25 protein-coding genes and 2 tRNA genes are annotated in these 24,761 nt (G+C 64.3%); 16 read left to right on the top strand and 11 right to left on the bottom strand.

Going from position 1 to position 24,761, the window contains the following annotated elements; translation table 11 throughout:
- Nucleotides 1-306: 306 nt before the first annotated feature.
- Entirely contained in the window at nucleotides 307-1,089 is a 783-nt protein-coding gene (locus ACX3OW_RS00510; protein WP_459093776.1) for a DUF3108 domain-containing protein, read from the bottom strand.
- A 219-nt stretch (nucleotides 1,090-1,308) separates the two neighbouring features.
- Between ACX3OW_RS00510 and rpmB the strand changes: the two genes are divergently transcribed.
- Together rpmB and ACX3OW_RS00520 are read left to right on the top strand one after the other, a co-directional pair.
- Nucleotides 1,309-1,599: a 50S ribosomal protein L28 gene (gene rpmB / locus ACX3OW_RS00515; RefSeq protein ID WP_459093777.1), complete on the top strand. Its 291-nt coding sequence runs from the start codon at nucleotides 1,309-1,311 to the stop codon at nucleotides 1,597-1,599.
- 199 nt (nucleotides 1,600-1,798) lie between these two features.
- Complete coding sequence (locus tag ACX3OW_RS00520; protein ID WP_459093778.1) at nucleotides 1,799-2,434, top strand: VUT family protein; 636 nt, start codon at nucleotides 1,799-1,801, stop codon at nucleotides 2,432-2,434.
- Between the two features lie 165 nt (nucleotides 2,435-2,599).
- On the opposite strand, the gene ACX3OW_RS00525 is transcribed toward ACX3OW_RS00520, so the two are convergent.
- The 4 genes from ACX3OW_RS00525 to ACX3OW_RS00540 form a co-directional block, all read right to left on the bottom strand.
- A complete protein-coding gene (locus ACX3OW_RS00525) occupies nucleotides 2,600-3,595 on the bottom strand; it encodes an esterase-like activity of phytase family protein (protein ID WP_459093779.1) in 996 nt (331 codons plus the stop codon).
- Nucleotides 3,592-5,481 carry a cobaltochelatase subunit CobT gene (gene cobT / locus ACX3OW_RS00530; RefSeq protein ID WP_459093780.1) on the bottom strand — a complete coding sequence of 630 codons (1,890 nt, stop codon included), beginning with the start codon at nucleotides 5,479-5,481 and terminating at the stop codon, nucleotides 3,592-3,594. Before cobT ends, ACX3OW_RS00525 begins: the two co-directional genes overlap by 4 nt.
- Before the next feature lie 163 nt (nucleotides 5,482-5,644).
- A complete protein-coding gene (cobS, locus tag ACX3OW_RS00535) occupies nucleotides 5,645-6,628 on the bottom strand; it encodes a cobaltochelatase subunit CobS (protein ID WP_459093781.1) in 984 nt (327 codons plus the stop codon).
- A 100-nt stretch (nucleotides 6,629-6,728) separates the two neighbouring features.
- The gene (locus tag ACX3OW_RS00540; RefSeq protein ID WP_459093782.1) at nucleotides 6,729-7,358 is read right to left on the bottom strand and encodes a J domain-containing protein; all 630 of its coding nucleotides are present in this window, start codon (nucleotides 7,356-7,358) and stop codon (nucleotides 6,729-6,731) included.
- Between the two features lie 43 nt (nucleotides 7,359-7,401).
- On the opposite strand from ACX3OW_RS00540, the gene ACX3OW_RS00545 reads away from it, so the two are divergent.
- Nucleotides 7,402-7,674 (top strand): BolA family protein, encoded by a 273-nt coding sequence (locus tag ACX3OW_RS00545; protein WP_459093783.1) that lies wholly within the window; start codon nucleotides 7,402-7,404, stop codon nucleotides 7,672-7,674.
- 15 nt (nucleotides 7,675-7,689) lie between these two features.
- Here ACX3OW_RS00545 and aroB read toward each other — a convergent pair whose 3' ends face one another.
- Together aroB and ACX3OW_RS00555 are read right to left on the bottom strand one after the other, a co-directional pair.
- A complete protein-coding gene (gene aroB / locus ACX3OW_RS00550; RefSeq protein ID WP_459093784.1) occupies nucleotides 7,690-8,802 on the bottom strand; it encodes a 3-dehydroquinate synthase in 1,113 nt (370 codons plus the stop codon).
- Nucleotides 8,802-9,392: a shikimate kinase gene (locus ACX3OW_RS00555; RefSeq protein ID WP_459093785.1), complete on the bottom strand. Its 591-nt coding sequence runs from the start codon at nucleotides 9,390-9,392 to the stop codon at nucleotides 8,802-8,804. The genes aroB and ACX3OW_RS00555 overlap by 1 nt, the downstream gene beginning before the upstream one ends.
- 150 nt (nucleotides 9,393-9,542) lie before the next feature.
- On the opposite strand from ACX3OW_RS00555, the gene ACX3OW_RS00560 reads away from it, so the two are divergent.
- The 5 genes from ACX3OW_RS00560 to ACX3OW_RS00580 all read left to right on the top strand — a co-directional run bounded on the left by ACX3OW_RS00560 (nucleotide 9,543) and on the right by ACX3OW_RS00580 (nucleotide 13,893).
- Nucleotides 9,543-9,755, top strand: coding sequence for a histidine kinase (locus tag ACX3OW_RS00560; protein WP_459093786.1), 213 nt, complete (start codon nucleotides 9,543-9,545; stop codon nucleotides 9,753-9,755).
- Nucleotides 9,752-10,669 (top strand): site-specific tyrosine recombinase XerD, encoded by a 918-nt coding sequence (gene xerD / locus ACX3OW_RS00565; RefSeq protein WP_459093787.1) that lies wholly within the window; start codon nucleotides 9,752-9,754, stop codon nucleotides 10,667-10,669. The genes ACX3OW_RS00560 and xerD overlap by 4 nt, the downstream gene beginning before the upstream one ends.
- Before the next feature lie 255 nt (nucleotides 10,670-10,924).
- Nucleotides 10,925-11,878 carry an acetyl-CoA carboxylase carboxyltransferase subunit alpha gene (locus tag ACX3OW_RS00570; RefSeq protein ID WP_459093788.1) on the top strand — a complete coding sequence of 318 codons (954 nt, stop codon included), beginning with the start codon at nucleotides 10,925-10,927 and terminating at the stop codon, nucleotides 11,876-11,878.
- 369 nt (nucleotides 11,879-12,247) lie between these two features.
- Nucleotides 12,248-13,204 (top strand): L,D-transpeptidase family protein, encoded by a 957-nt coding sequence (locus tag ACX3OW_RS00575; protein ID WP_459093789.1) that lies wholly within the window; start codon nucleotides 12,248-12,250, stop codon nucleotides 13,202-13,204.
- Between the two features lie 71 nt (nucleotides 13,205-13,275).
- A complete protein-coding gene (locus tag ACX3OW_RS00580) occupies nucleotides 13,276-13,893 on the top strand; it encodes a hypothetical protein (RefSeq protein ID WP_459093790.1) in 618 nt (205 codons plus the stop codon).
- A 105-nt stretch (nucleotides 13,894-13,998) separates the two neighbouring features.
- Here the strand turns inward: ACX3OW_RS00580 and secA are convergent, their stop codons facing one another.
- Complete coding sequence (secA, locus tag ACX3OW_RS00585; RefSeq protein WP_459093791.1) at nucleotides 13,999-16,728, bottom strand: preprotein translocase subunit SecA; 2,730 nt, start codon at nucleotides 16,726-16,728, stop codon at nucleotides 13,999-14,001.
- Between the two features lie 386 nt (nucleotides 16,729-17,114).
- Between secA and ACX3OW_RS00590 the strand changes: the two genes are divergently transcribed.
- From ACX3OW_RS00590 to ACX3OW_RS00610, 5 genes are all read left to right on the top strand, one after another.
- The gene (locus ACX3OW_RS00590) at nucleotides 17,115-18,023 is read left to right on the top strand and encodes a peptidylprolyl isomerase (protein WP_459093792.1); all 909 of its coding nucleotides are present in this window, start codon (nucleotides 17,115-17,117) and stop codon (nucleotides 18,021-18,023) included.
- Nucleotides 18,024-18,462: 439 nt separating this feature from the next.
- Complete coding sequence (gene argJ / locus ACX3OW_RS00595) at nucleotides 18,463-19,695, top strand: bifunctional glutamate N-acetyltransferase/amino-acid acetyltransferase ArgJ (protein WP_459093793.1); 1,233 nt, start codon at nucleotides 18,463-18,465, stop codon at nucleotides 19,693-19,695.
- Between the two features lies 1 nt (nucleotide 19,696).
- The gene (locus tag ACX3OW_RS00600; protein ID WP_459093794.1) at nucleotides 19,697-20,443 is read left to right on the top strand and encodes a GNAT family N-acetyltransferase; all 747 of its coding nucleotides are present in this window, start codon (nucleotides 19,697-19,699) and stop codon (nucleotides 20,441-20,443) included.
- Nucleotides 20,440-20,847, top strand: coding sequence for a (deoxy)nucleoside triphosphate pyrophosphohydrolase (locus ACX3OW_RS00605; protein ID WP_459093795.1), 408 nt, complete (start codon nucleotides 20,440-20,442; stop codon nucleotides 20,845-20,847). The genes ACX3OW_RS00600 and ACX3OW_RS00605 overlap by 4 nt, the downstream gene beginning before the upstream one ends.
- Nucleotides 20,848-20,877: 30 nt before the next feature.
- Nucleotides 20,878-21,075 carry a Flp family type IVb pilin gene (locus ACX3OW_RS00610; protein ID WP_459093796.1) on the top strand — a complete coding sequence of 66 codons (198 nt, stop codon included), beginning with the start codon at nucleotides 20,878-20,880 and terminating at the stop codon, nucleotides 21,073-21,075.
- A 1-nt stretch (nucleotide 21,076) separates the two neighbouring features.
- Here ACX3OW_RS00610 and ACX3OW_RS00615 read toward each other — a convergent pair whose 3' ends face one another.
- Together ACX3OW_RS00615 and ACX3OW_RS00620 are read right to left on the bottom strand one after the other, a co-directional pair.
- Nucleotides 21,077-22,543, bottom strand: a complete 1,467-nt coding sequence (locus ACX3OW_RS00615; protein WP_459093797.1) for a M48 family metalloprotease — start codon at nucleotides 22,541-22,543, stop codon at nucleotides 21,077-21,079.
- A 5-nt stretch (nucleotides 22,544-22,548) separates the two neighbouring features.
- Nucleotides 22,549-23,358 (bottom strand): thermonuclease family protein, encoded by an 810-nt coding sequence (locus tag ACX3OW_RS00620; protein ID WP_459093798.1) that lies wholly within the window; start codon nucleotides 23,356-23,358, stop codon nucleotides 22,549-22,551.
- Nucleotides 23,359-23,752: 394 nt separating this feature from the next.
- On the opposite strand from ACX3OW_RS00620, the gene ACX3OW_RS00625 reads away from it, so the two are divergent.
- From ACX3OW_RS00625 to ACX3OW_RS00635, 3 genes are all read left to right on the top strand, one after another.
- Nucleotides 23,753-23,829: transfer RNA gene (locus ACX3OW_RS00625), tRNA-Arg, on the top strand.
- A gap of 124 nt (nucleotides 23,830-23,953) precedes the next feature.
- A complete protein-coding gene (locus ACX3OW_RS00630; RefSeq protein WP_459093799.1) occupies nucleotides 23,954-24,445 on the top strand; it encodes a CAP domain-containing protein in 492 nt (163 codons plus the stop codon).
- Nucleotides 24,435-24,662 carry a sulfurtransferase TusA family protein gene (locus ACX3OW_RS00635; protein WP_459093800.1) on the top strand — a complete coding sequence of 76 codons (228 nt, stop codon included), beginning with the start codon at nucleotides 24,435-24,437 and terminating at the stop codon, nucleotides 24,660-24,662. The genes ACX3OW_RS00630 and ACX3OW_RS00635 overlap by 11 nt, the downstream gene beginning before the upstream one ends.
- On the opposite strand, the gene ACX3OW_RS00640 is transcribed toward ACX3OW_RS00635, so the two are convergent.
- Nucleotides 24,663-24,746 (bottom strand) — tRNA-Leu (locus tag ACX3OW_RS00640). It abuts the gene before it with no gap.
- Between the last annotated feature and the right edge of the window lie 15 nt (nucleotides 24,747-24,761).

Consider the following 24,761-nt stretch of genomic DNA (forward strand, 5'->3'; position numbering starts at 1 on the left):
GAACAGGGACAGAATCGGGCGAACAGGCAAAATGCGGGTTTGTTCACGGCCAGATGTGGTGGCGGGAGCGGGCTGGGACACAAGAGGGGCCGAAATGACGTCGCGCCGGCGCCGGCACGGCGCAAACCGGTTCACCTTGGTTAGAAAAGGGTTAATTTCGGCCGATTCTGCCCGTTTGTGAGCAGAACATTGCGCGAAAATCCGCGCCCGGCCGGCGGCCGTTAACCTCTATGGCCACGGCCGCAGCCACTATGGCGGGGCAAAATTGGTAATAAAGCCGTTGACCGTCCCGAAGCGGGACGGGACCTATTGGGTCAGGCTGGTCAGCACCATCGACAGATCGCCCATATTGGTGCCGAGCAGCACGCGATATGGGATGAAATAGCCGGTCTCGCCCAACGGGGCGTACCAGATGATGATGCGGTCGCTATTGGCCAGATAGGTGGTGATGTCCGAGCTGGTGAAATGGCCCGACACCGGCTGATACGACACCGTGCACAGCACCACCGGCCCCTGATAGCCGGTGCGGGGCGACGTGGCCTTGTCCTCGCCGGCATAGCTCATGGCGATATTGAAGCGCTCGACGCCGGTGAAAATCTTGGCCTGGCGCTGGCACAGGCTCTTGTCGAGCGCCTTGCCCTTGAGCACGAAGGAAGACAGGAAATCGGCCACCCCGGTCAGGTGGCGGCGTTCCAGCGGCACCCGGTCATAATTATCCAGGATCGGCGGCTCGACCTTGAAGGAGGAGACATCCTTGCCGGCGAAGGTCACGTCGACCGTGAAGCTGTCGCCATTGGCGCGGGTCTGCAGGTTGAATTTGTCGGCCAGCAAGGTGCTGCCTGAGGACTTGCCCACCGAGGTGGCGTTGGCGGTGCCGCTGGCCACCAGCGTGCCCAGCCCCGCCACATTGGCCGACAGATCGAGCGTATAGGCCCGGCCATCATCCTTGAGATCGACATTCATGGCGGCAATATTGATGCCGCCCAGCGTCATGACATAGCGTGCCGTGGCATCGACCTCGGCGGCCGCGACCGGAAACGTGAACAAAACGGCCAGCGCGGCCAGGGGAGCGAAACGGGACTGGATCAAGGCGGCTGGTCTCTGGGGGCGGGGGCGGCGCGAATCAGTGATTTGAACAAAACTGCCTGCGCACCATGGCCCATGCAAGGCGCTCGCGGGCGTTTGAGCCCCGCTTGCCTTGACTGCGGCGGCCATTTTCTCTAGAGACACGCCAGATCTCATAACAATCGAGGCCCGTCGCGGCATTGTCCGCCACGCAGGACCTTTACACAAATAGGATATCTCCAAATGGCACGTCGCTGTGAATTGACTGGCAAGGGCGTAATGGTTGGCAACAACGTCTCCCACGCTCTTAACCGCACCCGCCGCCGGTTCCTGCCGAACCTGGTGAACGTCACGCTGATTTCGGACGCGCTCGGTCGCTCGATCAAGCTGCGCATCTCGGCTGCGGCACTCCGCACCGTCGAACACCGCGGTGGTCTCGACGCCTTCCTGCTCAAGCAGAGCGACGACACGCTGTCGACGCTGGCTGCCGGCATCAAGAAGGAAATTCGCGCCACGCTCGCCGCCAACGCTTAAGCGACCGGCCAGCTATCGAATTTGAACCGCGTGGGGTAATGCCCCGCGCGGTTTTTTATTTGGCCCGCTGCATTCGCACCGGCCGAAGCACTCTCGGATCAAAGCCGAGGGTGACGAACGACGCCTGGGGGGCTATAGGTCCCCGCATAACACTGCGCTCCGGTCTGTTGCCGGTCGGCGCTAACAGAGGTGCATTCTGATGCTTGCTCGCTTCATGACGGCCGTGGCCGCCATGGTCGCGGTTGTTGCCGCGTCCAATTTTCTCGTTCAGTTCCCGGTCGATGTTCAGCTCGGCGGCATCCATGTCGGCGATATCCTCACCTGGGGTGCCTTCACCTATCCGGTGGCCTTTCTGGTCACCGACCTGACCAACCGCGCCTTCGGCCCGGCCCGGGCGCGCCTCGTGGTGCTGGCCGGTTTCGCCGTGGCGGTGGTCCTGTCGATCTGGCTCGCCACGCCGCGCATCGCCATTGCCTCGGGCACGGCCTTCCTCTGCGCCCAGTTCCTCGATATTTCCATCTTCCACCGCCTGCGTCATGGCGCCTGGTGGCAGGCGCCGATGTTTTCCTCGCTGGTCAGCTCGGCGCTCGACACGGTGATCTTCTTCTCGCTGGCCATGGCCCCCGCTTTCGTGGCGCTGGACACGCTGTTCGGCCGCGAGGATGGCTCCCTAGCCTTCCCCGCCCCGCTGCTCGGCGTCGGGCCCGAGGTGGAGCTGTGGGTCTCGCTGGGGCTGGGTGACTTCCTGGTCAAGCTGGTGCTCGCCGTACTGATGCTGGCGCCCTACAAGACCCTGCGCAGCTGGCTGGCCGGGCGTGGGGCCGTAGCGGCTTAGGCTAAACTCCCCCTCTCCCCTTGAGGGAGAGGGACAGACCTGACGCGTTCAGCGGAAGGTCAGGGTGAGGGGTCCTGCGCGTGCCCATGCTTCAATGCTCGCGGGACCAACCCCTCATCCGCCCTCGGGCACCTTCTCCCTCAAGGGGAGAAGGGAAGAAAACCCCTACTCCGCCAATGCAAATTCCAGCAGCAAGGTCCGCTGCCAGTCGTTGAAATTATTGTCCGAGCCGATGAGGATGCGCAGCTCGCCATCCGGCGCCGTATGGACCGCCAGCGATTCCATGTTGTCGATGGAGCCGCCGCTGGCCGAGAGCAGCAATTCGCCGACCATCAGATTGCCCGGCCGCACCTCGGCCGCCGGGACGCGGCGCAGATTCATCACAAAGCTCAGCATAGCCACGCCGCGCTCCAGCACCAGCAGATCGCCATTGGGCAGGAAGGCGCATTCGGTGGGATTGACCACCGGGCTGTTGGTATAGGTGATCGGCCCCTTGTCATTCTGCCCCAGCAGCCAGCCCTGATGATTGCCGGCTGCGTCGAGATGTTCCTCGGTCAGCAGCAGGGTCGAGCCGGCAATCGGCGAGGCCGGTGGCGCGATGCAGAGGGTTTCCAGCGATTCATTGGTGCGCAGGTCGGTGAGCCAATCGGGAATCGCCACTTCGCGCGCCGCGCCGCCTGGGCGGCCATCGGTCAGCGCATAATCGGCCACCCGCGTCAGATGCTCGAAGCCCACCCGCACCGCCACCGGCTCGCCATCGCGATAGACGGTGTCGACGCTTTCGGCATCGCGCGCATATTGGCGCGGCAGCACATCGCCCCTGGAATTGCGCATCGGCTCGATGGTGATGCCGATCAGGCTGAGCAGCCGCCCGGCATCGTCATAGGCCAGATGCCCGCTGACGAAATTGCCGCGATCGCTGACAAACACCACCTGCTGGTCCGGCCCGGTCATGGCGAGACCCGAGAGGCCCCCAAACGTATCGTCCTGGCTGACCAGGGCGATGCCGCCACGAAACACCAGCTGGTCGACCTGCTGGTCGATACCGGCATCCTTGAACTGGGTAATCGGGCTGGCGCTGACGCTCACCTCGACGGCCGCGGCGGGCAACACACTGCCCGCCAGCACCGCCGCAAGGATGGCGGCGCCGAGCCGGGTCATCCCCGGCTCCGCCGGCGCGTCTGGGCCGGCATTTCTTCATCGAACAGGGCGGCCAGCTCGTCGGTCAGCGCCCCGGCCAGTTCCTCGGCATCGAGCAGGGTCACGGCGCGCTTGTAGTAGCGCGTCACGTCATGGCCAATGCCCACGGCCACCAGCTGGATCGGCGAGCGGGTTTCGATATCTTCGATCACCTGGCGCAGATGGGCTTCCAGATAATTGCCGGCATTGACCGACTGCGTGCTGTCATCGACCGGCGCGCCATCGGAAATCACCATCAGGATGCGACGGGCTTCGGGACGGGCCATCAGGCGCTTGCGCGCCCATTCGAGCGCCTCGCCATCGATATTTTCCTTGAGCAGCCCCTCGCGCATCATCAGCCCGAGATTGCGCCGCGCATGGCGCCACGGCTCCTCAGCGGCCTTGTAGATGATGTGGCGCACATCATTGACGCGACCCGGATTGGCCGGGCGACCGGCTTCGAGCCAGGCTTCGCGGCTCTTGCCGCCCTTCCAGGCGCGGGTGGTAAAGCCCAGGATTTCCACCTTGACGCCGCAACGCTCCAGCGTGCGGGCGAGAATATCGCCGCAGATCGCCGCAATGGTAATCGGGCGGCCGCGCATCGAGCCGGAATTGTCGATCAGCAGCGTCACCACGGTGTCGCGGAAATCGGTGTCGTTCTCGACCTTGAAGCTGAGCGCCTGCATCGGATCGGTGACCACGCGGGTCAACCGCGCCGTATCGAGCAGCCCCTCTTCGAGGTCGAACTGCCAGCTGCGGTTCTGCTTGGCCATCAGCCGGCGCTGCAGCTTGTTGGCCAGCCGCGCTACTGCGCCGGCCAGGTTCTCCAGCTGCTTGTCGAGGAGGCTCCGCAGCTGATCGAGCTCGTCGGGCGGGCACAGATCGGCGGCCTTGACGATCTCGTCGAACTTGTTGGTGAACACCTTGTAGTTGAACTGGTTGGACAGGCGCTCGCCGCCATCCTTGGCGGGCGGCGGCATCGGCGCGTCTTCGCCGGCTTCGGCGGCCGCGTCCTCGTCGGTATCGGCCATGTCCGATTCCATGCCGTCGACATCGCCGGTTTCGTCGCTGTCGCCGGCCTGCTCGTCCTGCTCGCTGTCCTGGCTGTCATTCTCGCCTTCGCCCTGCTCGGGCGACTGCTCGGAATTATCGCCGCCTTCGGGCTCGGAATCGTCGTTCTCGTCGTCGTCGGACGCGTCGGGGTCTTCCAGCTCGCTTTCGGGCACCAGATTGAGGTCGCGCAGCAGGGCCTTGGCCGCCTTGGAGAAGGCGTCCTGATTTTCGTAGAGGCCGAGCAAATCATCGAGCGACTTGCCGCCCTTGTCCTCGATCTCCTTGCGCCACAGCTCGACCAGCGCATGCCCCGAGGGCGGCACCGGCACGCCGGCGAGCTTCTCGCGCAGCAGCAGGCCTAGGGCCTCGGCGATAGGCGCATCGCCCTTGTCGCTGATTTCGGCAAAATTGGCGCGGAACAGCCGGTCTTCCAGCATCTCGCCGATATTGCCGACCATGCCCGGCATGCGCACGCAGCCCAGCGCCTCGACACGGGCCTGCTCCAGCGCGTCGAAGGCGGCGCGGGCGATGGGGTCCATCGGCGCGCGCTTGCGGTGGGCTTCGGGGTCGTGGCTGGCCAGACGCATCGCCATGGCGTCGCCCTGCCCGCGGGCAATGGCGATATCGCGGCGCGTCGGCAGGCGCGGCAGATTGGCCAGCCGCGCCTTGTCCGAGGTCAGCAGCGGCCGGTCGGCGGTGAAGGTGACTTCCAAATCGGGCTGGCCACCAATGGCGCGCACCGTCGCGCCCATGGCTGATTTGAACAGCTGGGTCTGGTCGGGCTTATTGGCTTTGCTGCGCGGTGGAGTGGCCATTCTACGTCAGTTCCCGAACGCCCCTCACCCCAACCCTCTCCCCAAAGGGGCGAGGGGGCGCATCGGAGCTTGGAGGGCCACCGCGTTCCCTTCGCCCCGTCGGGGAGAAGGTGGCCCGCAGGGCCGGATGAGGGGCCTCCCGGTCAATCCGGAAGGCGTGGTGTCAGGCCGTGATGGCCAGATTGGCCGAGCTTTCCGGCAGATCTTCGCCAAACACGCGCTGGTAGAACTCGGCCACCACGGGGCGCTCAAGCTCGTCGCATTTGTTGAGGAAGGTCAGGCGGAAGGCAAAACCGATATCGCCGCCGAAAATCTGGGTGTTTTCGGCCCAGGTGATCACGGTCCGCGGGCTCATCACCGTCGACAGATCGCCATTGATGAAGGCCGAGCGCGTCAGATCGGCCAGCCGCACCATGTTGGACACGATTTTCCGGCCCTTCTCGGTCTCGGCATAGGCCTTGTTCTTGGCCAGCACGATGCCGACTTCCTTGTCGTGCGGCAGGTAATTCAGCGTGGTGACCAGGCTCCAGCGGTCCATCTGACCCTGGTTGATCTGCTGGGTGCCGTGATAGAGGCCCGAAGTATCGCCCAGACCAATGGTGTTGGTGGTCGAGAACAGGCGGAACGCCGGATGCGGCACGATCACGCGGTTCTGATCGAGCAGGGTCAACCGACCCGCCACTTCGAGCACGCGCTGGATCACGAACATCACGTCGGGACGACCGGCGTCATATTCGTCGAACACCAGAGCGACATTGTTCTGCACCGCCCAGGGCAAAATACCGTCGCGGAATTCGGTGATCTGCTTGCCATCCTTGAGCACGATCGCGTCCTTGCCGACGAGATCGATACGGGAGACGTGGCTGTCGAGATTGACGCGGACCAGCGGCCAGTTGAGGCGCGCCGCGACCTGCTCGATATGGGTCGACTTGCCGGTGCCGTGATAGCCCTGCACCATGACGCGGCGATTATGCTGAAAGCCTGCCAGGATCGCCAGCGTGGTGTTGCGGTCGAACAGATAGTCCGGGTCCAGCGGCGGCACGTGGCTATTGGCTTCCTTGTAGCCCATCACCTTCATGTCCGTATCAATACCGAACAGCTCCCGGGCCGAAAATTCGGTATCGGGCAGATTGGTGTACTCAGTCATGGGCATTGCTCTTGGCGGAAGGATCGAGGCGGGCGGGAATAAAAGTCGCGGGCTCTATAGCAGCATTGTGACGGTGGCGGTAGCCATTCACACGGCAAGACTACTTGAGCACGAAGCCGGTTTTCTTCAGATGGCTATAGGCGGCGATGATGGTGCGCAGCCGCTCTTCGCTGGCCTTGTCGCCACCATTGGCGTCGGGATGGTGGATTTTGACCAGCGTCTTGTAGGCGCGCTTGATCTCGTCCGATTTGGCCTGACCCACGAGGCCCAGCGTTTCCAACGCCCGCCGATCCTGCTCATGCAGGGTGCGGACGCGCTCGGAAGCCGGCTTCTGCGACTGGCGGTGGCGATATTTGGCAAACACGCCAAACGGATCGCCATAGCGGTCGCCGGGACGCATCCCGGCGGTGGCCGCAGCGCGGGCGCCGCGCACGCCGGGATTGCCGGTGGCGAAGCTGGAGCGCGACTCGGCCTTGGGCGGGGCATGCAGCGCCTCGTCCAATTCCTCTTTTTCCATGCCGGCGAAGAAATTGAACGCCGTATTGTAGTGGCGCACATGCTCCAGGCAGAAATGGTGATACTCGCCTGCGTTACGACTGCCCTTGGGGGCGCGATAATTGCCTGCCGCCTCGCAGCCTTCCCATTCACAGACGTGCTCGATCGGCGCGGGCTTTTCTTCCCGGCGCGGCTTGATGCGAATGGTGTCGAAGATCTTGGATTGCAGTTTCATTGCGCCTAGTTAAGTGCCTGAACCAATTAGAGAGCCCGCCGTAATGTCCCTTACCGACACCATGACCGCCAAGCTCACCAGCGAATTTGCCCCCGCTTTCCTCGCTGTGATCGATGAATCGAACCAGCATTTCGGACACGCCGGGTGGCGCGAGGGTGGTGAAACCCATTTTCGTGTCAGAATCGCGACCCGTCATTTTGACGGGCTCAGCCGCGTGGCGCAACACCGAGCTGTCATGGACGTGCTGGACGCCGAACTCAAGGGCCGGGTGCATGCCCTGGCCATCGATGTACTGCCGGTCGGAGGACCGTATTGAGGCAATCGAGCGGGGCTAGCCCCGCATATCCTCGATAAACGCGGCAACCGCCGCCGGATCGACATTCTTTTCGATAAACGCCTGCCCGATGCCGCGGGTCAGAATAAAAGTCAGGGCCCCGCGCGAGACTTTCTTGTCCTGCGCGATGGCCGCCATCAAGGTTTCGGTGGACCCCAGCGTGCCGGGGATGTCGGCCAATATGGTGGGAAGCCCGGCTTTTTGCAAATGCGCCACGATCCGCCCGGTATCCTGGCTCGGCGCCAGGCCCAGTTTCGCCGAAAAACCATGCGCCAGCGCCATGCCGATAGCGACGCCTTCGCCATGCAGCAGCCGGTCGGAATAGCCGGTGTCTTTTTCCAGCGCGTGGCCGAACGTGTGGCCGAGATTGAGCAGGGCCCGGACGCCGAGCTCCTTTTCGTCCTCGATCACCACCCGCGCCTTGTGGGCGCAGCAGCGGGCAATGGCCTCGCCGCGCGCCGGACCACCGGCGAAAATCTCGGCCTGGTTGGCTTCCAGCCAGAAGAAAAACTCTTCGTCGTCGATCAGCCCGTATTTGACCACCTCGGCATAGCCGGCGGCAAACTGGCGCGGGCTCAGCGTATCCAGCGTCGACAGATCCGCCAGCACCAGCTTGGGCTGATGGAAGGCGCCGATCAAATTTTTGCCATGCGGCGAGTTGATCCCGGTTTTGCCGCCCACCGACGAATCGACCTGCGCCAGCAGCGAGGTCGGCATCTGCACGAAATCCATGCCGCGCCGTGCAATGGAGGCGGCAAAGCCGGCCAGATCGCCGATCACCCCGCCGCCCAGAGCGATAATCAGATCGCCGCGCTCCAGCCGCGCCGCCAGAATCCCTTCGACCGCCTCGCCCAGCAGCGTCCAGGACTTGGTTGATTCGCCGGCCGGCAGCACGATTTCGGTGTGCCCGAGCCCGGCCGCATCGAGCGAGGCCAACAGCCGCGGCAATTGCGCCTCAGCGACATTGGTGTCGGTGATGATGCCGTAGCGGCAGCCGGGAAAGCGCTCGGCCAGAATCGCCCCGGCGTCGTCGAGCAGGTGATCGCCGATCAGAATGTCATAGGCCCGCTCGCCGAGAGCGACGTGAACGGTGTGGGAAATTGCGGGCATCAGCGGTGCTCCTGGCGTTTGAGATAGGCGAGCACGGCATCGACCACGTCGCTGGCGACCACATCCTGCGGCACGTCGCGAGAGACCACGGTGACGTCGGCCTCGGCATAGATCGGGTAGCGCTCCTCGATCAGCTTTTCCAGCGTGGCGCGCGGATTGGCGGTCTTGAGCAAGGGGCGATTGCTGCGGCGCGACACCCGCTCGAACAGGATATCGATCTCGGCCTTGAGCCAGACCGAAATCGCCCCGGCCTTGATCAGCGCCCTGGTTTCTTCATTGACGAACGCCCCGCCCCCGGTGGCCAGCACCACGCCGCCATCCTTGAGCACCCGGGCGATGACGCGGGTTTCCCCGGCACGGAATTCGGGCTCGCCGCGCTGCGCGAAGATTTCGGGAATCGTCATCTGCGCCGCTTTTTCGATCTCTTCATCGCTGTCGAGAAACTGGCGGTTGATGCGGGCGGCCAAGCGCCGGCCCACCGTGGTCTTGCCGGCGCCCATCATGCCAACCAGCACCAAGGGCGTGCCGGCAAGGCGCTGGGACAGGCGTTCGGCGCGGGCGTGCCGCGATGCCGCGTCGGGTCGGTTCAACGAAAGGCTCCCTGATACTGGGGGGCTATCAAGCCGCCCGCACCCGCCCTGTCAAGAACTTGCGAGCCAAACCCGACGCAAACCGTTAGCCTTACGGAAACGAAAGCATTTACGCGCAAGCTTCAAACAAATCTGTCAGCCGGACTGCTCATGCCCACTTTGATCCGCCTCATCATCACGCTGCTGTTCCTGGCCGGCCTGGTCTATGCCGGCATGATCGCCCTGATCGCCTTTGTCGAACCGACGCCCAAGGAAGTGACCATCCGCATCCCGGCCCGTGACCTGCTCTCGGGCGGCCAGCCGGCCCTGCCGGGCACCGCAGCGCCCGCCGAGGAGCCTGCAACAGCGCCGGCCACCCCATGACCCAGGCTGGCGGCCATCTGGTCGACGCGTTTCTCGAAATGATGAGCGCCGAACGCGGCGCGGCCAAAAACACCATCGCCGCCTATCGCCGCGACCTGGCCGACTATGCCGGCTATGTCACCGGCAGGCAGCATAATCTGCTGACCACGGACCGCGACACCGTCAACGCCTATCTCGACCGGCTCAAGCATGACGGGCTCTCCGCCTCGTCCTCGGCGCGCCGGCTGTCGGCGATCCGCCAATTCCACAAGTTTTTATGCGCCGATGGCATCAGGGGCGATGATCCGACCCGCATCGTCGCCAGCCCCAAAAGCCGGCGGGCGCTGCCCAAAGTGCTGTCCATCGCCGAGGTCGACCTGTTGCTGAGCACGGCGGAAGCCGAGGCCAATGCCGAAGCTACCCCGCCCAAAGCGGCGGCGGCGCTGCGGCTCTATGTGCTGCTCGAACTGCTCTATGCCACCGGCCTGCGGGTCAGCGAGCTGGTCAGCCTGCGCCGCTCGGCGGTGATGCGCGACACCAGCTATCTCACCGTAATCGGCAAGGGCAGCAAGGAGCGCGTGGTGCCGCTCAATGACCGTGCCCGCGACGCCATCAAGACCTATGTGGCAACGCTGGAGCCCGGCTCCCCTTTCCTGTTTCCCGCCAGCGGCGCCGATGGCTATCTCACCCGGCAGGTCTTTGCCCGCGACCTCAAGGAACTGGCGGCGCGCGCCAGCATCAGTTCGGCCCGGGTGGCGCCGCATGTGCTGCGCCATGCCTTTGCCAGCCATTTGCTGGCCGGCGGCGCCGATCTGCGCGTGGTGCAGATGCTGCTCGGCCACGCCGATATTTCCACCACGCAGATCTATACCCATGTGCTGGACGAAAAACTGCGCACCCTGGTCGAAACCCATCACCCGCTGGCGGAGGGCTAGTTTCACCGGCGCGGCGACAAAACAGGGCGCTTTCCTGTGTCCCAATGCCGCCAACCCTTGACTCAGCGTTGCGCCAACGCCACTTTCCGGCCACTTTAGGGCGCAACAGCAGCGACCCAGCACTTCGGGGCCGCATAGCCCCCTCAGAGCAAGGCCCGAAATGCCGGATACCGGCGTTTCGCAACGGTCTTGCGACAAAAAAGAAACCGAAAGCCGGCGATCCTTGGTCGCATGCGGCTTGAGCAGGCGGGTGGGATGCAGTCTTATCTCGATTTCGAAAAGCCGGTCGCCGATCTTGAAGGCAAGATCGCCGAACTCAAGGCGATGGCGGCAACCGATCAGGCCGTGTCGATCGACGAAGAGGTCAACCGACTCTCCAGCCGCGCCGAAGAGGCGCTGGTCGAGATCTATAAAAAGCTGACCCCGTGGCAGAAGACGCAGGTGGCCCGCCACCCGCAGCGGCCGCATTTTTCCGACTATATCGGCAAGCTGATCACCGAATGGACGCCGCTGGCCGGCGACCGCAAATACCGCGAAGACGCGGCCTTGCAGGCCGGCTTCGGGCGCTTCAACGGCCAGTCCGTCGCCATTCTGGGCCAGGAAAAGGGCAGCTCCACCGAAACCCGCCTCAAGCATAATTTCGGCATGGCCAGCCCCGAGGGCTACCGCAAGGCCGTGCGCATCATGGAAATGGCCGACCGCTTCAACATCCCGGTGATTTCCTTTGTCGACACCGCCGGCGCCTATCCCGGCATCGGCGCCGAGGAACGCGGTCAGGCCGAGGCGATTGCCCGCTCGACCGAGAAATGCCTCGAACTGGGCGTGCCCAATATCGCCATCGTCATCGGCGAAGGCGGCTCAGGTGGCGCCATTGCCATCGCCGTGGCCAACCGCGTGCTGATGCTGGAAAACTCCATCTATTCGGTGATTTCGCCCGAAGCCGGCGCCTCGATCCTGTTCCGCGACGCGGCCCGGGCGCAGGACATGGCGACAGCCCAGAAGATCACCGCCCAGGACCTGCTCGGCTTTGGCGTCATCGACGCCATCATCCCCGAGCCGGCCGGCGGCGCCCATCGCCACCACGAAGTCATCATGGACGCCACCCGCAACGCCATCGCCGGCTTCCTCAGCGATTTCTCCGGCAAGGGTCGCCTCGAAACCCGCGAACACCGCCGCGAAAAATTCCTGGCCATCGGCACGACGCTTTAAGGCTTCGCCTCTTCACCTCTCCCTTGGGGGAGAGGTCGACCTTCTTGGGTCGGGTGAGGGGGCCTTTTCTGGGTGTGGTGCGGGTCAAGGCCCCCTCACCCGGCGCTGCGCGCCGACCTCTCCCCCGAAGGGAGAGGTTATATCCCCACACATCTGCGTGAGATAAGCCGGCTTCCGGGCATTTTAGCGCCGTGGTAAGGCTTAATTCACCAGCAAAACTCATGCTGCGGTAACCAACGGCCCCTATTGGGTCCGGACCTGTTCCTCGACCATCGGGCCGCAATCGTGACCGCCATCGTTCTCCGCAAAATCTGTTCGACTCTTGTCGTGCTTGTCGTCGCCTTGAGCCTGGCTGCCTGTGGCGGCTTCATGTCCAAAAGCAACGACAATCGGCATAACCAGCCGCTGTCGGGCGTGACCCAGGCCGGGTTGCGCAATATGGGCTCGTCGGCCGGCGAAGCCATGGTCATCCGCATCTTCAAGCAGGAGCAGGCGCTCGAAGTGTGGAAGCGCACCTCTGGCGGCACCTACAAGCTGTTCAAGACCTATGAGATTTGCGCCTATTCCGGCGATCTCGGCCCCAAGATCAAGGAAGGCGACCGGCAGAGCCCCGAGGGTTTCTATACGATCACGCCCGGCCTGATGAACCCGAAGTCGAGCTATTACCTCTCCTTCAACACCGGCTTTCCCAACAAGTTCGACCGCGCCTGGGGCCGCACCGGCACCGATCTGATGGTGCATGGCGATTGCTCATCGCGCGGCTGCTACGCCATGACCGATGAAGGCATCGCCGAAATCTATGCGCTGGCCCGCGAAACCTTCAAGGGCGGCAATTCCAGCTTTCAGCTGCAGATTTTCCCGTTCCGCATGACCGCCGGCAATCTGGCCAAGCAAGCCGGCAGCCAGCACATCAGCTTCTGGAAGGACATCAAGGAAGGCTATGATCTGTTCGAGCTGACCAAGACACCGCCGGCCTGGGATGTGTGCGAGCGGCAGTATATTTTTAACGCCATCGGCGGCGGCGCGCTCAACCCCATGGGGGCCTGCCCGCCCGTGGTGCAGAATGCCGCGCTGGCGCAAAAGCAGCAGGCCGACGAAATGGCCTTCGTCTCCGCTGTCGAAAGCGAGACCCAGAAGGCAGCACGGCTGGCGCTTGAGGCCGAGCGCGAGGCAGCGGCCCTGGCCGCCGCCAAACAGCGGGGCGAGGCCATTGGCGGCTTCTTCAGCGGCATCGGCAATGTCTTTGGCGGCAAGGACGCCAATGTCACCCCGGTGATCTCCGGCCAGCCGGCGCCCAAGCCCCCGGCCCCGCCGCAGCGCCAGTAGGCGCCGGCACCATACCGAAGCCGTAATCTGCGCCGATCCAGACCCGACTGCCCATAGGGAGATAATTCGCCTTGGAAGAGCCGGTAACTGTCGAGGTCAAGGCGGAGACGCCGCCTGAACGCAAGCGGCCGCGCCGCCGCCTGCCGCGCGGCACGCTGCTGAGCTTTGTCGTCGGGCTGGTCGGTGTCGCCGCTTTGGGGGCCAGCGCCTGGGTCTATGGCGAAACCCAGCGCGACATCATGCGGCTCTCCACCGATATCGCCCAGTTCCGCCTCAGCCTTGAGCTGTTCGGCCGCCAGCAGGGCACACCCTCGGGCACCGACGCAGCCAGCCTGCAGGATTTGGCCAATCGCCTCGCCATCCTCGAAGAAAACTGGCGCAGCCCGGTCCAGACCGCGCTGCCCGAGCTGCCGGCCGCGCCCAATGCCACCGCCCCCGCCAATGCCGGCGACTGCCTGCCCACCGGCACAAGGTTCCTGGTGGCGGCCGGCGACAGCTACCCGGTCTGCGGCGTTGCCGGCACGGTGGCGATCGGTGCGGTGGACAATGGCTTCATCTCGCTTGCCGACGGCACGGTGATCGCCGCCGGCGGCAATATCGGCCTGCCCGGCACCGCCTGCATGATCGGCGTCGTCTCCGCCGGCGAAAACGGCATGACCGGCTTCGCCGAGATCCGCGTGACCTGCTGAGGGCTCACCTCTCCCCTCAGGGGAGAGGGGGCGCAGGAGCCCACATACTGGCAATAAAAAAGGCCCGGATCGCTCCGGGCCTTCGTCATTTCAGTCCACCAGCGCCTAGAACGCGCCGTGGCAATGCTTGAACTTCTTGCCCGAGCCGCAGGGGCATGGGGCGTTGCGCGCCACGCCGACCAGTAGCTTGGGGTCGATCGGGGCCAGCGCCGGATCGCTGCCCGAAGCCAGGCCATTGCCTTCATTGACGTCATTCTCGCCGGTCAGCGGATCGATATGGGTTTCCTGCAGGCGGCTGAGATCAGGCACCGGCGGGGTCATGGGACGCGGCTGCAATTCGACATGGCTGAGCTGGGTGGTCACCAGCTCGCGCAGATTGGCGAGCAGGCCCTGGAACAGCTCATAGGCTTCCTGCTTGTATTCGTTGAGCGGATCGCGCTGGCCGATGCCGCGCCAGCCCACCACCTTGGAGAGGTGGTCCAGCGTCACCAGATGCTCGCGCCACAGCCCGTCGATCGACTGCAGCAGGATGGACTTCTCCACCTGGCGCATCACGCCCGGATTGGGTGAGCCGGCTGCTTCCATCGCCACGATGGTGCGGGCTTCCTTCTCGGCGGCATGCGCATCGGCAGCTTCCACCAGCCGCTGGGTGATCATCTCGGGATCGATGTCTTCTTCAGCCACCCATGCCGCGACCGGCACATCGAGGTTGAGATAGGTCTTGGCGGCAGCGGTCAGCTGTTCCACGTGCCACTGCTCGGGGTAGGAGCGCGGCGGAATCGCCTTGCTGACAATGTTGTCGACCACGTCATGGCGCATCTCGACCACGGTCTCGCTGACATCCTCGGCATCCATCATTTCGATGCGCTGTTCGAAGATCACCTTGCGCTGATCATTCATCACGTCATCGTATTTGAGGATGTTCTTGCGGATGTCGAAGTTGCGCGCCTCGACCTTGCCCTGCGCCCGTTCGATGGCCTTGCTCACCCAGGGATGAGTGATCGATTCGCCCTGCTCCAGCCCCAGCTTGCCGAGCATGGAATCCATGCTGTCGACCGGGAAGATGCGCATCAGATCGTCCTGCAGGCTCAGGAAGAAGGCCGAATGGCCCGGATCGCCCTGACGGCCGGAACGGCCACGCAGCTGGTTGTCGATACGGCGGCTTTCATGCCGCTCGGTGCCGATCACCATCAGCCCGCCGGCAGCCAGCGCCTTGGCCTTGTCGCTGGCGATAGTCGCCTTGATATCGGCGATCTTGGCCTCGCGCGCTTCGCCCTCCAGCCCCTCGGTTTCGCGCTGGATGCGCATTTCGAGGTTACCGCCAAGCTGAATGTCGGTGCCGCGACCGGCCATATTGGTGGCAATGGTGATGGCGCCCGGCAGGCCGGCATCGGCGACGATGAAGGCTTCCTGCTCGTGATGACGGGCATTGAGCACATTCATCTGCCCAACATTCTTGGTGCGCAGGATTTCGGCCAGCATTTCCGATTTTTCGATGGACGTGGTGCCCACCAGCACGGGCTGGCCGCGCTCCTGGCATTCCTTGATCAGATCGGCGATGGCGTTGAATTTTTCCTCGGCGGTGCGGAAGATGGCGTCTTCGTCATCCTTGCGGGCCACCGGCACGTTGGTCGGCACGGTCACCACATCGAGCTTGTAGATGTCGGCGAATTCCTCGGCCTCGGTCGCCGCCGTACCGGTCATGCCGGCCAGCTTCTTGTAGAGGCGGAAATAATTCTGGAAGGTGATCGAGGCCAGCGTCTGGTTTTCCGGCTGGATCTTGACGTGTTCCTTGGCTTCCAGCGCCTGGTGCAGGCCTTCCGAATAGCGGCGGCCCGGCATCATGCGGCCGGAGAATTCGTCGATGATCACCACTTCGTCGTTGCGGACGATGTAATCCTTGTCCTTGCGGAACAGCTTGTGGGCGCGCAGTGCCGAATTGGCATGGTGCACCAGCGCGACGTTTTCGATGTCGTAGAGCGAGCCGGTCTTGAGCAGCCCGTCTTCGGTCAGCTTGGCTTCGAGCTTTTCGATGCCCTGATCGGTGAAGGTGGCGGCGCGCTGCTTTTCATCCAGCTCGAAATCGCCCTCTTCGATGATCGGCATCAGCGCATCGATGGTGGTGTAGAGCGTGGAGCGGTCGTCCGACGGGCCCGAAATGATCAAGGGCGTGCGCGCCTCGTCGATCAGGATCGAGTCGACTTCGTCGACGATGGCGAATTCATGCCCGCGCTGCACCATCTGGGCACGGGTATATTTCATATTGTCGCGCAGATAGTCGAAGCCCAGCTCGTTATTGGTGCCGTAGGTGATATCGGCGCCATAGGCGGCCTGACGCTCGGGATCGGTCATGCCATGGACGATGACGCCCCAGCTCAGGCCCAGGAAATTATAGATCTGGCCCATCCAGGCGGCGTCGCGCTTGACCAGATAGTCGTTGACGGTGACCAGATGCGCACCCTTGCCGGTCAGGGCATTGAGATACATCGGCAAGGTCGCCACCAGCGTCTTGCCTTCACCGGTGCGCATCTCGGCGATGCCGCTCTCATTCATCACCATGCCGCCAACCAGCTGCACGTCGAAATGGCGCATGCCGAGCACGCGCTTGGAGGCTTCACGCACGGTAGCAAAGGCCGGCACGATCAAATCGTCGAGATCGGCCCCCTGTTCCAGTTGCGCCTTGAATTCGGCGGTGCGGGCGCGCAGGGCGTCATCACTGAGCTTTTCCAGTTCCGGCTCGAGCGCGTTGATCGCGGCGACCCGGCCCTGGAACCGCTTGACGTGCCGATCGGACGGTGACCCGAAAATCCGACGAGCGAGTGAAGCCAGTGCCATATATCAGGTCCTTAAATGGCTCATCGCGGAGAGCTGGAGAGGGTGCGGAAGGGACCCGTTCGGCCACGTCGGCGCGATGAGAAAGCCTTTCGGGCTTTTGAATTTCTGGTGTCCGCCAGACGACGGAAAAAGCGGGTGAGATGTAAGAGCGCACCCCTGTCTTGTCAACGTCGCCGAAATCAGCGACACCTCCCTACCCCTGCCGGAAAGCCCGGTAGAGACAGGGTTTCCGGTCAGAGATTGCCCACAAGGCGCGACGCGGCACATTTTGGCCCCGTTGCCATGTGAGCTGAGGCCATTGCCCCGCGCCGGACTCCGGTTCCGGAGCGCATGTCGCAGAACAATTTCGCCTGGCGCCTAGCAGCGCCGGCCCAGGAGACCGAACGATGATGCTTTTTTCTTCGCGCCTTGCCCGCACTGCCAGCGTTCTGGCCCTGATGCTGGCCGGCACCGCACTGGCGCCGGCCCTGGCCCAGGAGGCCGCGCCCGCTGTCGAAGCCGCCGCTGTGACCCCTGAAACGGTGGTCGCCACCGTTGGCGGTGAGCCGATCACCGAGGCCGATCTCAGCTTTGCCGCCGAAGACCTGACCCAGGAACTCGGCCAGATGCCCCCCGACCAGCGCAAGCCGTTCCTGCTGCGCGTGCTGATCGACATGAAGGTGATGGCCAAGGCCGGCAAGGACGCCGGCATGGCCGATACCCCGCTGTTCCAGCAGCGCCTCAAATATCTTGAGGAACGCGCCCTGCGCCGCGCCTATTTCGCCGACACCATCGCCAATGCGGTGACCGAGGAAGCCGTGCGCGCTGCCTACGACAAATTCGTCGCCGATTTCGTGCCCGCCGAGGAAATCCGCGCCAGCCACATCCTGGTACCGACCGAAGACGAAGCCAAGGCAGTCAAGGCCGAGCTGGATGGCGGCGCCGATTTCGCTGCCGTCGCCAAGGAAAAGTCGATTGATCCGGGTGCTGCCAATGGCGGCGATCTTGGCTTCTTCGGCAAGGGCATGATGGTCGCGCCGTTCGAGGCCGCTGTCTATGCCATGACCGAGATCGGCCAGGTCTCCGATCCGGTGCAGTCCCAGTTCGGCTGGCACGTCATCCGCCTCGAAGAAAAGCGCCAGTCGTCCGCCCCGGCTTTCGAGGCAGTCGCCGGCCAGCTGCAGCAGCAGCTGCTGATGACCACCTTTGACGAGACCGTGGAGCGGCTGATGGCTGGTGTCACCATCGACATCCCCGACGCCACCCTCAAGGCCGCCGTCGACGCCCAGACCGAAGGCGAAGCCGCCGCGCAGTAAGGCCTCCGGCCACACCCACCGGGTTCACCCTCGCCCTTGCGGGGAGGGCGAGCGAGATAGGACTTAGCCCTTCGCTAAGCCCGTCATCGAGCCGGGTGGGGGTACGAGAGCCCCGATCACCGGGACCAAACCACCCCCACCCTTGATCGCCATTCGGGCAAAGCCCTCATGGCCTCCTCACCTAAAATCGCTCCATTGGAGCGATTTTGCCTTTCGGCCGGCTCGAAGCCCCGCAAGGGGGAGGGTGTCGACTGCGGCTTTTGTGCTCAAGCCATCCCACCACCCCCAGCCGTCGGGCCTGACCCGAGGGCTCTCCACTTCCCCAAGCCCTGCCCCCTCGGATCAAGCCGCCCACAGGCGGCACGTCTGCCCGTCTTGCGAATGCCGCATGTTTGGGGCACACCGGGCGTTGAACTCATCTCCCACAAGGCACCTGCAGATGGCCATCCCGGTTTCCCCGCTCGCTCCCAAATCCTATCCGGACCTGCCTTCCATTGCCGGGGTGCGCTTTGCCACCGCCGAAGCGGGCATCAAATACAAAAACCGCACCGATGTGCTGCTGATGGCCTTTGATGAGGGCACCGTCGCCGCTGGCGTGCTGACCCGCTCGAAATGCTCGTCGGCCGCCGTCGACTGGTGCAAGGCCAATCTGCCGGGCGGCGTGGCGCGCGGGCTGGTGGTCAATTCGGGCAATGCCAATGCCTTTACCGGCGCCAAGGGCCAGCAGAGCGTCGAGCTGACCGCCGACTATGCCGCCAAGGCACTGGGCTGCACCCCATCCGAAATTTTCCTCGCCTCGACCGGCGTCATCGGCGAACCGCTCGATGCCAGTAAATTCGCCGGCGTGCTCGACACCATGGCGACCCAGCTCGGCGATGGCCCGTGGATGGGCCCGGCCAAGGCCATCATGACCACCGACACTTTCCCCAAGCTATCAGGCGCGATCCTTGAGATCGACGGCGTCGAGGTCAAGATCAACGGCATCGCCAAGGGCAGCGGCATGATCGCGCCCGACATGGCCACCATGCTCAGCTTCGTCGTCACCGACATGCCGATTGCCGCGCCGGTCTTGCAGGCGCTGCTGGCCCAGCATGTGCAGACCAGCTTCAACGCCATCACCGTCGACAGCGACACCTCCACCTCCGATACGCTGTTGGCCTTTGCCACCGGCAAGGCCGGGGTCGAGCCGATTGCCAGCCTCGATGATCCGCGCGCCGAAATCTTTGGCGAGGCGCTCAAGGACGTGCTGTTCGATCTGGCCATCCAGGTGGTGCGCGACGGCGAAGGCGCCACCAAGCAGGTGTCGATCCATGTCGAAGGCGCCACCACCGACGCCTCGGCCTTCCGCATCGCCAAGGTGATTGCCGACAGCCCGCTGGTCAAGACCGCGATTGCCGGCGAGGACGCCAATTGGGGTCGCGTGGTAATGGCCGTGGGCAAGGCCGGCGAGCCAGCCGACCGCGACCGCCTCGCTATCCGCTTCGGCGATCTGGTGGTGGCCCGCAATGGCGAGCGCGCCCATGGCTATGACGAAGCCGCCACCAGCGCCTATATGAAGGGCGAAGAGCTGGAGCTGACCGTCAGCCTGGGGCTCGGGGACGGCGCGGCGACGGTCTATACCTGCGACCTGACCCATGGCTACATCACCATCAATGGCGATTACCGGAGCTGATATGGCCCTGCCCGACGTCGAAGCCTTCGAGCGGGCCAGCCTGCGCGCCTGGCCCTCTCTGGAAGAAAAATGGGACGGCGGCTGGGTAAGGCGAGCCGCCGGCGGCTACACCAAACGGGCCAATTCGGTGCAGTGCTTTGATCCCGAAGACGGCGAGGATGCCGATCTGCGGGTGATTTCGGCCAGCTCCTGGATGGTGATCCGCGGGCTCAAGCCGGTGTTCCGCATCACGCCGCTGTCGAACCCCGACCTCAACGAAACCCTCGACGACGCCGGCTGGCAAAGCATCGACGCCAGCCATCTGCTGGCCATGGAATTGGGTGAACACGCGCCGGACGCCGAGGCGCAATGCCTTGGCGTGCTTGATCCGGTGTTCCTGGCTGCCCAGCAGCATTTGTCGGACCTCAGCGACGAGGTCACGGCCAAAATGAGCAAGGTGCTGGCCGCCTTTGCCGTGCCGGCTACCGGCGTGGTGCTGTTTCGCGATGGGCAAGCCGTGGCCTCCGGCCTGATGGCCGTCGCCGATGGCATTGTGCTGACCGGCAATGTGGTGACCGACCCCACGCGCCGCCGCCAGGGCCTGGCCGCCGCCATGATGCAGAGCGGCCTGGCTTGGGCCAGGGGCAAAGGCGCGACCATTGCGGCGCTCAATGTGCAGGCCGACAATGCTGCCGCCAAGGCGCTCTATGCCGGTCTCGGCTATACCCATCAATATGACTACAGCTATCGCATTCCGGGGGCCCGATGAGCGACCACAAACTGCTGCTCGTCGTCGCCTGCGCCCTGATCGATGCGGATCGCCGCGTGCTGATCGCCCAGCGCCCCGAGGGCAAAAATCTGGCCGGGCTGTGGGAATTTCCCGGCGGCAAGATCGAGCCGGGGGAAAGCCCGGAAGAAGCGCTGATCCGCGAGCTGGAGGAGGAGCTGGGCATCTCCACCAAGACCGCGTGCCTGGCGCCGCTGACCTTCGCCAGCCACTCTTACGACAATGTTCACCTGTTGATGCCACTTTACGCCTGCCGGAAATGGCAGGGCGTGCCGGAGGCGCGGGAGCATACGGCCCTCAAATGGGTGCGTCCGCAGAAATTGCGCGACTATGCCATGCCACCGGCGGACGAACCGCTGATCGCCGCTCTATGCGATCTGCTCTAGTCCGATAACCTTGCCGGCCGGGGGGCGCGCATGCTGGTTGAGACGATCAAATCCTTTATCGGCGACGAAGCCGGCGCCACCGTCATCGAATATGCCCTCTTGGGCACACTGATCGCTGTCGCCATTGCCGGCACCTTTGCCGCCGTCGGCAATAATCTGTTCGTCGTCATGGGCGCGGGCACCGGCGGCGCCGCCGACGTCATCGGCGATCAGGCCAAGAAGCTCTAGGCTATTGCAGCACCACGACCTTGTATTTCTCCCCGGCTACGACGCTGTCGCCGGGATAGAGGTCGTTGATGATATAGAACAATTCGCTGCCGCGACTGAGCCCGGCCATCTGTCGCGCCAGTGAATCGGCACTATCGCCGGCCTTGGCGGTGACGACGCGCAGCGCCACCTTGCGCACCTGGCCGAGATCGGCGGCGCTGGCCCGGCGGAAGCTCTGCAGCGTGGCGTCGGCCCCCTGGGCAAAGCGGGCGCTGTCGCTCTTGGCGGCAAAAATGAACCGATAGACCTGGCCATCCAGCCGCATCACCGAGACGCGGAAGAACCACTGGTCGGTCTGGGCCAGGCCCGAAGCCATCTCGATACCGTTGAAGCTCTGCGTCTTGACGCTGTCGGCCTTGAGCCCGGCGATCCAGCCCGATTTCAGATAATCCGCCAGCCCCACATTGGCCTGCACATCGGCGCTGTCGAAACGCACCGCCTCGCCGTCGCCCGCGACGCCGACCACTGCACTCTGCGAGTTCTGCAGCGTGTAGCCGTCGGGCACGGTGAAGGTGAATTTGGACGCGGTATGGATGAAGCGCCGTCCGACGATGGAGCCCTGCGCCGGGCTGTCGCCAAAGGTGAGCCCGGAAATCGACGCCAGATAGCCGGCGCGGTCCGTCTCCAGCTGGGCCTGGCCGAACATGGTTTTGGCGGTATCGAGCGCCTTCTGGATGCGGGCCGGGGTCGAGGGGTGGGACGACAAGAACCCTTCCCCGCCATTTTCGCCGGCCGAGAAGCTGGCAAAACGGCTCATCACCCCGAGGAAGCGCGCCGCCGCCTGCGGGTCATAGCCGGCCTTGCCGGCAAATTTGATGCCCTCACGGTCGGCTTCCAGCTCCTGATTCTGGCTGAAGGCCGCCATTGATTCGCGGGTGCGGTTGGCGGTGGCGTCGGTCGAGGTATCGCCGCCGAAGACGCCGGTGATGACGCGGTCGACAATCTGGGTGGTGCGGGTGCGATTGGTGCGCGCGCGGGCATGGCGCAGCGTCACGTGGGCAATTTCATGGGCCAGTACGGCGGAGAGTTCGCTGGTATCGGAGGCCAGCGCCAGGATACCGCGCGTCACATAGATATAGCCGCCCGGCAGCGCGAAGGCATTGACCTCGGAACTGTCGAGAATGGTCACCTGGAACTGGGCATTGGGCTGGTTGGCGGCAGCGAGCAGGCGGCCGACAATGCGGGCCACCATGATTTCGGCCGGCCGGTCGGAATACACCCCGCCATAGGCGGCGATGATACGCGGATGCTCGCGGCGACCGATCACCACGTCATCGGGTTCGGTACCAGCCGGCACCACGGCCGGCGCCGGATTGTCACCGGTCTGGCTGACCGCGACATTGGTCCCGGTCAGGCTGGTGCAGGCGCCAAGCGCCAGCAGCGACACCACCAGCACGCCGCTGCGCAAAATTTTTGCGATATGCCCCATGCCCGTCATTGCCTAGCCAGAACCTCGATCTGTTCGGGATGCGTAATTTCAATGCGTGGACCATCCCGGTCGTCCACCCATCCGCGAATCCGCACCAGCGCCTGTTCCAGCACCAGCGGGTCGATACCGGCCTTGGCAAACAGCCGCAAAGCCGGCGCCTCGATCACGGCGGTGAAGTCTTCCTTCCAGAACCGGCCGAAATTGAGATAGACCCGCCCGCCGGTTTTATCGGCCAGCAGGATTCTACCTTCGACAAGTTCATAATGGCCGGCCCGGGCAAGGAGGTCGCCGGGCGCGTCCGCCGCACGAACGCTGTAATAGGGATCGGCCCAGATGCCAAGCCCGCCCAAGCGGGCCCGGCCTTCGGCGGCCAACAACAATTCGAGACAAGCGCGATTGTCGGGGAAGGAATAGACCCGCGCCAGCCCCTGCGCCACCATCACCTGCTGCGCCCAGATTTCGCCGTCCGGCGTGTCGATGAACAGATGCGCCAGGCTACGGCCATAGCGATCAATGGTTTCCCCGCCATAGCCCAGCCGCACCTTCTGGTTGAGGGCGATCGCCTGCAGCGCCGCCTTGGCCTCGGGCGCCAGCGGCCAGGTGACGAAATCGGGCCGGTCGAGCGGCAGCTTGGGCGCCTGCGTGCCGATCAGCCGCACCACCCGCCCATCATCGAGAATCACCGTATCGCCATCGGTGACCGCCGTGACCACGCCACCGGCCGCCATCGCCAGCTGTTCGCAGGCAAGGTTCGCCACCGACACCGAAGACAGGGCCGCAAGCGCAGCAAGGCGAACGAGACTGGAGGTGAACAAATCAGGCCCCGGAAAGACTTCCCTAACCATGCACCCAAATACGGCAAAAAATCATGAACGCCGATTTCACGCCGTGAAGACGCACATTGCCCCGCCTACCGCGCGTCACCCTCGGGGCGTGGTGCGGGATGGTGGTCGCCCACCGAGCCCCCCTTCTCCCCTCGTGGGAGAAGGTGCCCGAAGGGCGGATGAGGGGGTTCTTCGGCCGACATCAAAACATAGGCGAGCGCAGCCCCCTCACCCTGACCTGCCGCTGAACGCGTCAGGTCTGTCCCTCTCCCACAAGGGGAGAGGGGATCCGGCGATTGGGCGGGATGCCCCTGAGCAAGAAGCGCGGCGAAGGCCGCCGCTTCGCCTTGTCACCATCCGGCCTTGCTGGTATTTCGTCCGGCGTGGTCTCGTAGCTCAGTTGGATAGAGCACCGGATTCCTAATCCGGGGGTCGTGGGTTCGAATCCCGCCGAGATCACCACCTCCCGACAGCACCAGATCGCGTTAAGCCGCTGGCAGGTGTCTGGCGGTTATAGAGGGGGCAACCATCTTTTGGCCTTGCTCGGCCCATAATTGGCCACGGCCCTTTGTCTCAGGATTTACTCATGACCGCTCTGCGTTCTTTCAAGCCGGCCCTTGCGCCGCTCGCCGCCGTGTTGGCGGCAATTGTCCTTTCCGCCTGCAGCATGGGCGGCGGCGGTGCCAGCAGCGCCACGGCGCTGGCGCCGGCTCTGTCGGCCCGCATGGATCAGCCGGGCGCCCGGCTCGACCAGGCCCAGGCCATCGGCATGATCAACGCCTATCGCGCCACCGCCGGCCTGCCGGCTCTGGCCTCCGACGCGGCGCTCGACGGCACCGCCCAGGCGCTGGCCAATCAATATGCCCAGACCGGCACCCCGCCGAAAACCCCGCAGGGCCTGACGGTGATGAAGCTCAGCGCCGGTTACGCCACTTTTGCCGAGACCTTCTCGGGCTGGCGCAACAACCCCGCCGACGCCGTCGGCCTGCGCGCCACGGCCGGCAAGGCCGGCCTCGCCATGGCCTTCAACCCGACCTCGAGCTACGGCATCCACTGGGTTCTTGTCCTTGGCGACTGAGCCCGACATCATCGACGCACGCGGGCTGAAATGCCCGCTGCCGGTGCTGAAAATGGAAAAGCGTCTTGCGGGCCTGCCCGCCGGCGCAACCCTGCTCGTGCTGGCCACCGACCCGATGGCCAAGGTGGATATCCCGCTTTACTGCCGCCAGCACGGCCACGACTGCACGCTCAGCACCGAGGGCACGGTGCTGCAGTTTGCAATTATAGTGGGATAATGGTGCCCCCCGCCGGACTCGAACCGGCACGCCTCGCAGCGGAGGATTTTGAGTCCTCTGCGTCTACCATTCCGCCAGAGGGGCACGGGAAAGCTCTCT

The organism is Devosia sp. A449 (assembly GCF_054489375.1).